The sequence below is a fragment of the Peribacillus sp. NPDC097295 genome (genome assembly GCF_044761665.1).
Classification (GTDB): domain Bacteria; phylum Bacillota; class Bacilli; order Bacillales; family DSM-1321; genus Peribacillus.
Genome location: NZ_JBIWCW010000004.1, coordinates 30,579 through 42,816, shown reverse-complemented (window position 1 = coordinate 42,816; position 12,238 = coordinate 30,579). Strand labels below are relative to the sequence as shown.

Sequence of the window (12,238 nt, the reverse complement as noted above, 5' to 3'; positions counted from 1 at the left end):
TATTTTTCTGATATAATACTAAGAGATTTAAAATAGAAAAGGTGATTATGTGTTATTAACAATTCCCGCATCCATTCGTTTAGAAGGAGCTTTATCCGAATATAATAAAAAAGGTCGGGTAAGCCACACTTGTTTCGTGTGTAATGAAGATACTTCTAATGGGGATGCAAGCAACTTGAATTACTATAAGTTAGGCACTAAAAAAGTTTGTCTTTCTTGCATGAAAGATGTGTTACGTCATCCATCTTTAAAAGAGTATGAGTACGTACATACCTCAGTTATTGATAAAACGGCTTTTTATAAGAATGTGTTGGCCGTTTTAAAGGATGAAAGCTTTCTGGAATCGATTCGTCAAGAAAAGCTAAATAGCTCTTTATAAGAAAAAAGTGTATCTCTAGTGGATACACTTTTTTTTGCCCTTTTTATTGAAAATCCTAACGGAATAGACTTTTCATTTCCATATAAACATAGTTTAAAATGGGAGCATTAATTCCTTAGCAAGATTTCTTCACTGGGGACATAGACTTTACTATAGAACATAGTTGGTTTCTCAAGAAGGAGAGTGGGAGGGTATGGAGCAGTCTTCATTGATCAAGCCGTTCCTCGGCGGTGCCTATCCGACTATTAGTCATGGGAAGGGCGTCTTTTTGTACGACAAAGAAGGGAAGGACTATCTCGATGCATCTTCTGGTGCTGTAACTTCCAATATTGGCCATGGGGTACAGGAAGTTGCAGACGCCATGGTCCAACAAGCAAATCAAGTATCCTTTGTGTATAGATCTCAGTTTACGAGTGAAGCCGCAGAGGAACTTGCCCAAAAAATAGCCGATTTTACAAGAGGGGATCTCATTTATAGCTTTTTTGTAAATAGTGGTTCAGAAGCGACTGAAACTGCACTGAAGATTGCCATCCAGCATTGGCAGGAAAAAGGGAAACCCAAAAAACAAAAAATCATTTCCAGATGGATGAGCTATCATGGCATCACGATTGGCGCTCTTTCAATGTCTGGTCATCCGTTAAGAAGAGAGCGATTTACCGCCTTACTTGAATCATACCCCTCTGTTGCTCCTCCCTATTGTTACCGCTGTCCGTATAATTTAGATCACCGCACATGTGGTATGGCCTGTGCTTTGGAGTTGGAAGCATCAATCCGGCGCATAGGAGCTGATAATATCGCAGCCTTTATTGCAGAGCCAGTTATCGGTGCTGCAGGTGCGGCCATCGTCCCGCCTGATGGTTATTATCAAAAAATCAAGTCAATTTGTGAAGAGTATGACATCCTATTCATTGCCGATGAGGTCATGACTGGCTTCGGCCGGACGGGAAAGATGCTGGCCTCGGAACATTGGGGGGTAGAGCCTGATATCGTTACTTTTGGAAAAGGAATAAGCGGGGGGTATACACCTATCGCAGCCACTGTTGTGACAAAAAAAGTATTGGAACCCATTCTGAATGGATCCCGTTCAATCATGGGAGGACATACGCTTAGTGCCAATCCGTTATCAAGTGCCATAGCGCTTGCCGTTTTGAAATATATAGAGGAAAACAATCTTGTCGAACACTCTGCAAAGAGAGGGGAGGACCTAATCATCGGATTGAAAGAGCTGGCTAATAAGTACTCTTTTATTGGGGATTTGCGCGGTAAGGGTCTATTGATTGGGATGGAATTTGTCCAGGATAAAAAAACGAAGACCCCCTTTCCAAAAACGATGGATGTGACAAATGAAATCATAAAGGCAGGTATGGAAAATGGAATTATATTATACCCTGCGGCAGCGGGACTTGATGGCATAGATGGGGCAGCCATCATCATATCTCCGCCGTTAACCATCACGAAGGATGAATGCACGGAACTGCTAAGAAGAATGGACTCTACGCTCCTTCAATTCAAAGAACAGATCCTGCCAGGATCTATGTCGTCTTAATTAGGATGTGAGCTGGTATGTATGAAAATTCATTTAATAAAATTTGTCATTTTGAAGATGTTGCCCATCTCTTTGAAGATGGGCAATCGATTCTTTTTGGCGGGTTCGGGGGAATAGGGACTCCCCCGGGACTCATCAACCTAATTTTGGAGACGGGTGTACAAAACTTAACTTTAATCGGGAATGATACGGGGTTTCCCGATATCGGAATCGGGAAGCTTGTGACGAATAAACGTGCAAAGAAAATCATTGCTTCACATATTGGTTCCAATCCCAATGCTGGTCTTTTCATGAATAATGGGGAGCTGGAAGTGGAATTTTCCCCGCAAGGGACGCTCGTAGAACGCATCCGTGCCGGGGGAATGGGCCTTGGCGGAATTTTAACCGATATCGGTCTGGATAATGGTACCGTCTCTAAAGATAAACAAACTGTAAAGATTGCGGAGAATAATTACCTGGTCGAACCTGCATTAACTGCCGATATCGCCATTGTTTATGCAGAGTCGGCAGATCCTTATGGCAACTTGGTATTTGACAAAAGTGCTAGAAATACGAATCCACTCGTAGCGACTGCAGGACAAATCACGATTGTCGAAGTTGTAGAAATCGTTCCGCTAGGTTCCCTGGATCCAGAGAAAATCATTGTACCTGGTGCTTTTGTAGATTATATCATTCCATCAAAAGGAGTCGATTGGAAATGGGTTTGGGAGCCGAAGCCAGAAATCGGTTAGCCAAAAGAGCAGCCGCTGAAATCTGTGATGGAATGCTGGTCAATTTAGGGATTGGCATACCATCATTAGTGCCGAATCATCTAAGAGCTGATCACCAAGTAATGTTTCATGCTGAAAATGGAATTGTTGGAATGGGCAGTTCGCCTGCAATGGGCCTCGAAGATGAACATCTTTGTAACGCAGGTGGCTTTCCGATAACCATCAGAGAAGGGGCATCATTTTGTGATAGTACGATTTCCTTCGGCATGATTCGGCGTGGCCGGGTGGATATTACGATTTTGGGTGCTCTGGAAGTGAGTGAATTTGGTGATTTGGCTAATTGGATTGTGCCTGGAAAGAGGGTACCCGGAATGGGTGGGGCAATGGAACTTGCTGCTAAGGCAAAAAAGGTCATTGTCTTAATGGAGCATAGTGATAGAAATGGCATATCTAAATTAGTGAAGAACTGTACATTGCCATTAACGGCCAAACGATGTGTAAATATGGTCATCACGGAGCTTGGCGTGTTTTCTGTGACTCCAGAAGGTCTCCTCTTAACTGATTTATTCACTCCAACGACCATAGGAGAAGTCAAAAATAGAACAGAAGCTTATGTTCATGTGTCCAGCAAGCTTTGTATAGTAAAAGAATGAGAGAGGAGGATGTGGTATGTATGAAGAGAAAATCAGTATGTGGTTGAAGGAACATCGGAATGATGGAATAAAATTACTACAAAAATTAGTGCAGGAACCAAGCAAACGAGGCCAGGAAGGGAGGGCACAAGCCATTGTAGTCGAAAAGTGCCGCCAGATTGGTCTTGACATCGATCTATGGGAGATTGGGGATGGTGAATTACGTAATCATCCTCATTTTTATTGTGACCGTAAAGACTTTAAAGGGAATCCAAACCTTGTCGCGGTTAGGAAGGGAAGTGGTGGCGGTAAATCGCTTATTTTGAATGGACACATTGATGTGGTTCCTGAAGGTGATATGTCTGCGTGGCACGATGATCCATTTAGCGGGAAGGTAGAGAACGGAAAAGTGTATGGACGGGGAACGACGGATATGAAAGGCGGGAATGTTTCTTTGTTGTTGGCGCTTGAATCTATCGTTGAAACGGGCATACGATTAAAGGGCGATGTGATATTCCAAAGTGTAATTGAAGAGGAAAGTGGGGGTGCTGGTTCGCTCGCGACAGTATTGAGGGGATATCAAGCGGATGGTGCGATTATTCCAGAACCGACGAATATGAAATTATTTCCCCTTCAACAAGGGTCGATGTGGTTTCGATTGAAAATCAAAGGGAAATCAGCACATGGAGGAACCCGCTATGAGGGAATAAGCGCGATAGATAAAGCTTATGGTGTGTTGGATGAAATCAAGAAACTTGAACAGGAGCGTAACGAAACGATGGATCATCCCCTTTATCGTAACATTCCGATCCCCATCCCCATTAATGTCGGAAGCATCCAAAGTGGGAATTGGCCTTCTTCTGTGCCAGATACAGCCATTCTAGAAGGTAGATTTGGCATTGCCCCAATGGAAACGATGGAAGCGGCACAGCTCTCTTTGAAAAAACGGATTGACGCTTTGAACCGTACAGACAAATGGTTCAAGGAAAAGCCGATTGAACTGGAATGGTTCGGGGCTAGGTGGTTGCCGGGAAGCCTTGAGATAAATCATCCATTAATGGAGACCCTTTCAACGCACTATGAAAAAGTAGTGGGTGAACAGCCGGATGTTGAAGCCTCCCCATGGGGAACGGATGGAGGGTATTTATCCACGGTCGGGTTGATTCCCGTAGTGGTCTTCGGGCCTGGAGAAACGAAATTGGCACATGACGCCAATGAATATATCGAAGTGGATAAAATGATTGAAGCAGCCGAGATCATAGCTCTAACTATATTGGAGTGGTGTGGAGTAGAGGGACAAAGGTAAAAGGTTCCCGGGTCTGATTCGTAGATAGGGTTAGGCCCTTGTTACAATCGTTTGCAAACGACGAAAGGAGCGAGTCGAATGGACATTGTTGAAGAAAGAATTCAATTATCACGTTCTACATTACATATTACCTTGGATCGTTTTAACAAGAGGGTACGGGTTGAAGATTATCTAGGCAACTTACAAGAGTGCATAGATGAGTCCCTAAAAGTGGCAGAAAAAATATCGGCGGAGAAAATCATCTTCAAGGCACGAAAGGAAAATGTACCTGAGTTGCTGGGACGAGGTTTTTTATATGAGGGAAGCATCGATAAGTTCTTCTTAGGAAGTGACTGTTATTTCCTCGTTAAATACACCAACGTTGAGCGGAGAAACAGTTCCTACTGGGTAAAAGAGGACCAAATTCTCGCTAGTGTGCAGAGACTTCCATTAAAAGTAGGGGTAGATACTCCCCCATCCTCCTATCATGGAAGGATGGCAGATGAAACGGATGCAGTTAAGCTTGCAGGATTGTACCGCACAGTGTTCGAAGTTTACCCAACACCCATGAATGATCCTTTATATGTTAAGAAGTGTATGGAAAACGGAACGGTCTTTTATATCTTCGAACATGAAGGAGTAATCGTCAGTGCGGCATCCGCTGAAATAAATGATTTCTACCATAATGCGGAGATTACGGATTGTGCGACATTGCCCGAATATCGACAGTATGGTTTGATGAAGCACTTGATTGAAAAGCTTGAAAGGCACCTTGTCTCGCATGGGATTTATTGTATCTACTCAATCGCACGCTCCCTCTCCTTTGGAATGAATGCAGTACTGCATCAGCATGGTTATCGTTATCGAGGACGGTTGGCCAATAACTGTTTCATTTTCGATAAAATGGAGGATATGAACTTATGGGTGAAGAATCATACATGACCGCCCATTTTTAGGCACAATTTTGACAAGTTTTCGTCACTGTTTCATATAGATGAAGTAAGGAATTAGAGAGGGGGAAGACATTGATCAGTGAATGTTTCAACACAAATGAGGTCTTAGAAGCAATTCTAGCAAGCATTGATGAAGGAATTCATGTCATCGATATGAAAGGACAAACTATCTTTTATAATGAAGTGGCAGCTAACCATGATGGAATGAAGGTAGTGGAAGTGCTCGGAAAACCATTGCTTGAAGCATTTCCGTCCTTAACCCATAAATCCTCGACCTTACTGCGTGTAATCCATTCAGAAAAGCCCATCTACCACCACAAGCAGTCGTATGTGAATGCACATGGCAGAATCATAGAGACATTCAATACAACCCTGCCTATTTATGTAGATGGCTCAATAATGGGCGCTATAGAGATTGCGAAAGATTATTCGAGCTTGAAACAACTATCTGAACGATTAGCAGATCTGGAAAGCTCGCTTAAACCGACGACTGGCAAAGATAAAAAAGTAGCGACAAATGGAACCTTATATACCTTCGCTGATATTTTAACCGAAGACGCCTCATTTAAGGGGCTGATTGCACAAGGGAAAAAGGCCGCTCGGTCATCATCTTCGGTTTTAGTACATGGTGAAAGTGGAGTAGGAAAAGAACTTTTCATCCAAAGTATCCACCAAAACTCCAATAGGCGAGATGAGCCATTCATTGCTCAAAATTGTGCGGCACTTCCTGAAAATTTATTGGACTCACTATTATTCGGTACCTCGAAAGGTAGTTATACCGGAGCGGTCGAGCGTCAAGGATTATTTGAACTGGCGAATGGAGGCACACTGTTTCTAGATGAGTTGCAATCGATGCCAATCGATTTACAGGCTAAGCTGCTTCGGGTGCTTGAGGATGGTTTCGTCAGGAGGATAGGGGGAGCCAAGAGCATACAGGTGGATGTAAGAATCATGACCGCGATGAACATAAACCCGAAGACGGCTGTCGCAGAAAAGAAGCTTCGTGACGATCTATTTTATCGCTTACATGTTTTAAGTTATGAGCTCCCCCCATTAAGAAGTCGTCCAGATGATATTTTATTGCTGATCAATCATTTTGTTTTACACTTTAACCAGAAGTTAAATCGCTCGATTAGTGGTATAGATGAAGAGACGAAAGCAATCTTACATACCTATCAATGGCCAGGTAACGTAAGGGAGCTCAAGCATACCGTTGAGTTCATGATGATTCATACCGAAAAGGAAGTTTTGACAAAAGACGATTTACCTCCGTTTCTAAAACAAGGCAAAGGTCCTGAAAGGACAATCTTACCTTTACGCGAGGCCATGAAGAAGATGGAAACAAAATTGATATCTGAGGCGCTTTTGCAAACCGATGGCAATGTCTTTCAAGCTTCAAAGCTTTTAAACATCCCAAGGCAGACTCTCCAATATAAAATCAAGAAACATATATGAACGGTAAAAAATCCGGAAAACCGGGTTTTTTACCGTTCATATTTTAGTTTGTGGGCAATTTTGGCACCCTTCTTGCATTAAATACTACTATCAAGACTTAGGAGGTATCATTATGTTATTTGACTTATACAAACCTGACCGTAACTGGAAAGATATAGAGCTATGGAAAGATGTTACAGATGAACAATGGAACAACTGGTTGTGGCAGTTGACGAATACCATTCGAAATGTGGATGATTTGAAGAAAGTAATCGATCTTACCCCTGATGAAGAGGAAGGGGTAAGGATCTCCACAAAAACGATCCCATTAAATATCACCCCTTATTATGCTTCACTCATGAATAAAGAAGACCCCAGGTGTCCGATAAGGATGCAGTCTGTCCCAATCTCGGAAGAAATGCATAAAACCAAATATGACATGGAAGACCCGCTTCATGAAGATGAAGATTCGCCAGTCCCTGGATTAACTCACCGCTACCCAGACCGTGTCCTATTCTTGGTGACGAACCAGTGCTCCATGTATTGCCGGTATTGTACGAGAAGACGTTTTTCAGGCCAAATCGGTATGGGGGTTCCCAAAAAACAATTAGATGCAGCAATCAATTATATAAGAGATACCCCAGTGGTCAGGGATGTACTTATTTCTGGTGGTGATGGTTTACTGATCAATGATACCATCCTCGAATATATCTTGAAGAACCTACGGGAAATCCCCCATGTGGAAATAATTAGGATTGGAACGCGTGCTCCTGTGGTTTTTCCCCAGCGTATCACTGAAAACCTGTGTGCAATCTTAAAGAAATATCACCCGGTTTGGTTAAATACGCACTTCAATACGTCGATAGAGATAACGGAAGAATCGAAGAAAGCGTGTGAGATGTTGGTCGATGCCGGTGTGCCAGTTGGCAATCAGGCAGTGATACTAGCTGGCATTAACGATAGTGTGCCGATCATGAAGAAGCTAATGCATGATCTTGTCAAGATTCGTGTTCGGCCTTACTACATTTATCAATGTGATTTGTCGGAAGGTATCGGTCATTTCCGGGCCCCGATATCAAAAGGAATCGAGATTATCGAAGGCTTACGCGGACACACTTCGGGGTATGCGGTACCTACATTCGTTGTTGATGCACCAGGGGGAGGGGGGAAGATCACTTTGCAGCCTAATTATATCCTGTCCCAATCCCCGACGAAGACGGTGCTAAGGAATTTTGAAGGTGTAATCACAACCTATCCAGAACCGGAGAACTATACACCAGGACTTGCAGACGATTACTTCAAAGAGGTTTATCCGAATGTTGAAACGAAACAATCGGATGCGGGGATATCCGGTCTGATGAATGACAAACAATTCAATTTAGTACCAGAAGGCCTGAAGCGGATGAACCGCCGTGAAAAATACGTTACCAACCCAGAGCATGCCTCCCTAAAAAACCAACGCGAAAAACGTGATCAGCTAAAAGAAAAGAAATTCCAGGCACAGCAAATAAAGAATCCTGCGCCCCAACGCCAAAAGGAAGAGGGTGAGTAAGTGGAACATTGTCCATGGTGTGAAACAGGAAAACTATCTTCGGTAATGGGTACGGTTTATTGGGAATTGCCAGATGGTACGAGAGCAGTTGAGATTACAGAGACACCATCATCCTATTGTGAAAATTGTCATGCTCTTTTTCAAGATGACCAGATTGTGAAGGAAATTGAAGACCAGTTGTTTTTAATCGATACGAAACAGCTAGAAAAGCAGACTACGTATGAAGAATTAATAAATATGAAGCGAATGCTGAAACGGAATTACTTTGATTTTTCATAGGAGGAGCAAACTCTATAAATAATTAAAACGATGATTCTTGATAAAACATTCATCTGATCCCAAGGATTGGATGGATGTTTTTTTAGTTTTCAAAAGAAATAGCTCCTCAATGCATGATTGGTTGTCTAGAATCGATACATATGTGAAGAAATTGTACACCAATCAGGCATAAAGAGAATTAAAAAGGAAATGAATGTAAAAGGGAATTCTGTAATGCACTCATATTTAATTTTCTTTGAAAGCAATACGCTTAGCTTGAAGAACCAATGAGATTTTGATAATGAATCACAAAAAGGGATAATTTGTAAAAATTACGAGAAAAACATTATTTTCACCGTAAAATTTAAACTATATAAACAAAATTCATGGTAAAGTATCGAGGTGGAATCTTTAATCAAAAGGGAAATAACAACGAAGAATTCTATAGTTGTAGACGAAAGCGTTAGTTTCCGATATATTAGGATTTAAATCATAGTATTTTGATAAGGGGGCTCAACATGAGACCATTTTATTTATTTTTAATGAAATATCGGCAGCCCAAGGAAGTTGATGAGATTACAAAATTCGCCAATCATGCCTATGAGGATCACAGTTTTCCTAAGCAATCGGATGACTATCATGAAGTGAGCAGTTATTTAGAGTTGAATGGTGATTATTTAGATAGTATGACTATATTTGATCAATTATGGGATCAATATGTCCAAATAGAAGAAGGAATGCATTAGAGATTCAGGAATAGGGGGAGCGGAAGGATGTTTAAAAGCCTTCAGGCCCGAATTTTGTTTTATTCTTTAATTATATCCAGCTTACCTGTTTTGATATTGGGAGTGATTTCTTATGAATCACAACGTACCTTGCTTGCTAAAGAAGCAAAGAATGTACTGACTACAGGTTCTCTTAATATCGTAAATGAAATGTATAATTATTTGAATGAACGGATTAGTGATGTTAATTTATTGAGTTCAAATTCGGTATTGATCAATCCTGACTCTTCTACAGAAGAGAAGACTGAAGAATTGAAAAGGTTCACAGATGCGAAAGGACAATATTATGGTGCCGTGTATGTGGATTTGGAAGGTAAGGTCGTGGCTGATACTTCCAATAAGATGATTGGAGCTAATTTAGCGGATAGAACATGGTTTAAAGAAAGCTTAAAGGGTCAAGGATTCCTTTCGGATGTTTATAATACGAAAGCATTTTCTGAACCGATTATAGCCTTAAGTGCACCGGTGAATGATCGCAAAGGTGAAATGATCGGTATTGTTTCTCCAGCCTTCCGGTTATCAGGACTTTGGGAAATGATGGAGAAAAAGGCCAATGATATTAGTGAAAAGTACCCTGTAAATTTCTATATGATTAATCAGGATGGAATCATGATTTCCAAAAATGATCCACATGGTGTACAAGAGAGCTCTACCTTAGAGGATATGGGTCTTACAAAAGAACAGTTACTGGAATCGGCTAAATCAGAAGACTTATTTAGTGCAGAGAATGGGGAGAAAATATACTCCATACAGTATGTCCATACGATTGCCCAAACGGAAAATAAATGGTTTGTGGTGGTCGGTGCTGATAAAAAACAAGTATATCAGCCGTTAAATGATCTCTTATCTCGCTATCTATCCATATATACTTTTGTACTTGTATTAATCATTCTAGGAGTTTATATACTTACAAGGTCTCTGGTGAAACCTGTACATGATCTTGTGGAAGCCACTGAAGATTTCGTTCAGGGAAAAGAGTTCGTAGTTTCAAATAAAAAAAGCTTTGAAGAAATGGAGAAATTGAATCACGCCTTTCAAAGGATGATGGATACGATAAGGGACAGGGAAAGGGAGATTGTCCGTACTGAAAAGTTAAAGTATGTCGGACAATTGGCTGCAGGAGTGGCACATGAAATAAGGAACCCATTGACGACAATCAGGGGATTTCTCCAACTATTGAAGAATCAGGATTATGAAAAAGAGCTAATCGAGAAGTATAGTGATGTGATGCTTGGTGAAGTGGATCGGGTAAATGTATTTGTCACTCAATTGCTTGATTTAGCAAAACCTCACCAGCTTGAATTGGAGAATTTGGATTTAAAAGAGTTCATTGATGATCTTGTGGACGTCTATTCCGCTTCTAATCTAAATCCTGATGTAACAATCGTTCATTCATTGACAGAACGCGTCTATACATATTCTGATAAAAACCGGTTACGCCAAGTTATCCTTAATGTCCTGAATAATTCCTGCGAATCGGTCGAGGTAAAAGGAAAGATAGACATAACAGTCGATGTCGATCCCCATTTTGTTCAGTTGAAAATCCGGGACAATGGAAAAGGAATTAGACCTGAAGATTTAAAGAATATTGGTATGCCCTTTTATACGACAAAGGCAAAAGGAAATGGTTTGGGAGTGGCTACATGTATCCAAATCATGGATGAACTAAAAGGCAAATTTCAAATTGATAGCATATATGGTCAAGGTACGGAAGTGATTTTGACGATTCCAACAACAAACCGTCTCATTTAAAAAGACGGTTTGTTTGTTTTGCCTTACTTAGTAGAAATGACATTCATCTTGAAAGATTTTGGCCAGACCCTTCTAAATGAGTAAAATGCCCCCTCTTTTCTATTAACCACCTTGTTTGTTCATGCATATAATTTACTAATCAAACGATAAGGACCATATTGGGGGATGTCTCTTATGGGCAAGAAAAATCAGCCGAAATTCAAATTAGGCGATACAGTCGTAATTATAATGTATGGGACAGTCGGGAATATAACCGATATAAAATATCTCGATGGTTCTTATGTGTATGAAGTAAATTACAGTGAAGGCCTATATATTGAAAAAACCTTGCAGTCAATAACTGAGTACGAAGGAGAAATCCTGTATCAACAGGAACAAATTGATATCGAATATAAGTATATTATCGGTGATTTAGTCCAGGTCGATGGGTACGAGTATGATTATTTTAAGATAATAGGCTATCGAACAGAGATTTGGCGCTATAAAGAGAATGCCTGGGAGGATGTGATATATGAATTATCACGTATCTCCGACGGGGAATGGCTGGAAGCGCATGAAGAAGAATTGACGTTAATAGCCGACGCCAAACGTGCAGATGCAATCATTCAAAAATTAGGGCTGATATTACCTAAAAAGAATAACGAGCTTACTATCATTGCTAAAAAAAACAACCCTGGTAAAGGTGAGCGAGATATGACTATGACAAAAAACGAAAAAAAGGAAATGATTGATGGACTGTTAGATTTATATAATGATTATTGTAAGCTTTTTAAACAATTTGGCGATGATGAATATCAACATATCATGAAAATAGCGCTTGCTAAAATTGAGAAAGCGGCTGAAGATATGTATCCAGGTCATAAAAAAGAACATACGAAATAAAAGGCTTTCTCAATGAAAATTTATACATGTAGTACTTGCCAATGGAGTGTTAACGCTAATGAAATCTTGA

Annotated in this window: 12 protein-coding genes; all 12 read left to right on the top strand. The window is 40.8% G+C overall.

All coding sequences use genetic code 11. The features are described from left to right. The first annotated feature begins 49 nt into the window (after positions 1–49). Entirely contained in the window at positions 50–379 is a 330-nt protein-coding gene (locus tag ACIQXN_RS08765) for a hypothetical protein (protein ID WP_402964871.1), read from the top strand. Between the two features lie 193 nt (positions 380–572). Further along, positions 573–1,925 (top strand): aspartate aminotransferase family protein, encoded by a 1,353-nt coding sequence (locus tag ACIQXN_RS08760; protein WP_402964868.1) that lies wholly within the window; start codon positions 573–575, stop codon positions 1,923–1,925. Positions 1,926–1,942: 17 nt separating this feature from the next. Continuing rightward, on the top strand, positions 1,943–2,656 hold the full coding sequence (locus ACIQXN_RS08755) for a CoA transferase subunit A (RefSeq protein WP_402964864.1): 714 nt from the start codon (positions 1,943–1,945) through the stop codon (positions 2,654–2,656). Beyond that, positions 2,623–3,288: a 3-oxoacid CoA-transferase subunit B gene (locus ACIQXN_RS08750; protein WP_402964861.1), complete on the top strand. Its 666-nt coding sequence runs from the start codon at positions 2,623–2,625 to the stop codon at positions 3,286–3,288. Before ACIQXN_RS08755 ends, ACIQXN_RS08750 begins: the two co-directional genes overlap by 34 nt. A gap of 16 nt (positions 3,289–3,304) precedes the next feature. After that, positions 3,305–4,573, top strand: a complete 1,269-nt coding sequence (locus tag ACIQXN_RS08745) for a peptidase (protein WP_402964857.1) — start codon at positions 3,305–3,307, stop codon at positions 4,571–4,573. Positions 4,574–4,651: 78 nt separating this feature from the next. Further along, positions 4,652–5,494 (top strand): putative beta-lysine N-acetyltransferase, encoded by an 843-nt coding sequence (gene ablB / locus ACIQXN_RS08740; RefSeq protein ID WP_402964854.1) that lies wholly within the window; start codon positions 4,652–4,654, stop codon positions 5,492–5,494. Positions 5,495–5,577: 83 nt separating this feature from the next. Further along, complete coding sequence (locus ACIQXN_RS08735; protein ID WP_402964850.1) at positions 5,578–6,960, top strand: sigma-54 interaction domain-containing protein; 1,383 nt, start codon at positions 5,578–5,580, stop codon at positions 6,958–6,960. A gap of 112 nt (positions 6,961–7,072) precedes the next feature. Beyond that, positions 7,073–8,491 carry a lysine 2,3-aminomutase gene (gene kamA, locus ACIQXN_RS08730; RefSeq protein WP_402964847.1) on the top strand — a complete coding sequence of 473 codons (1,419 nt, stop codon included), beginning with the start codon at positions 7,073–7,075 and terminating at the stop codon, positions 8,489–8,491. Beyond that, on the top strand, positions 8,492–8,770 hold the full coding sequence (locus ACIQXN_RS08725; protein ID WP_402964843.1) for a YokU family protein: 279 nt from the start codon (positions 8,492–8,494) through the stop codon (positions 8,768–8,770). It begins immediately after the preceding gene. A gap of 497 nt (positions 8,771–9,267) precedes the next feature. After that, complete coding sequence (locus ACIQXN_RS08720) at positions 9,268–9,495, top strand: YozE family protein (RefSeq protein WP_402964840.1); 228 nt, start codon at positions 9,268–9,270, stop codon at positions 9,493–9,495. 27 nt (positions 9,496–9,522) lie between these two features. Further along, a complete protein-coding gene (locus ACIQXN_RS08715; RefSeq protein ID WP_402964835.1) occupies positions 9,523–11,286 on the top strand; it encodes an ATP-binding protein in 1,764 nt (587 codons plus the stop codon). A gap of 174 nt (positions 11,287–11,460) precedes the next feature. Further along, positions 11,461–12,168, top strand: coding sequence for a hypothetical protein (locus ACIQXN_RS08710; protein ID WP_402964832.1), 708 nt, complete (start codon positions 11,461–11,463; stop codon positions 12,166–12,168). Positions 12,169–12,238: the final 70 nt, after the last annotated feature.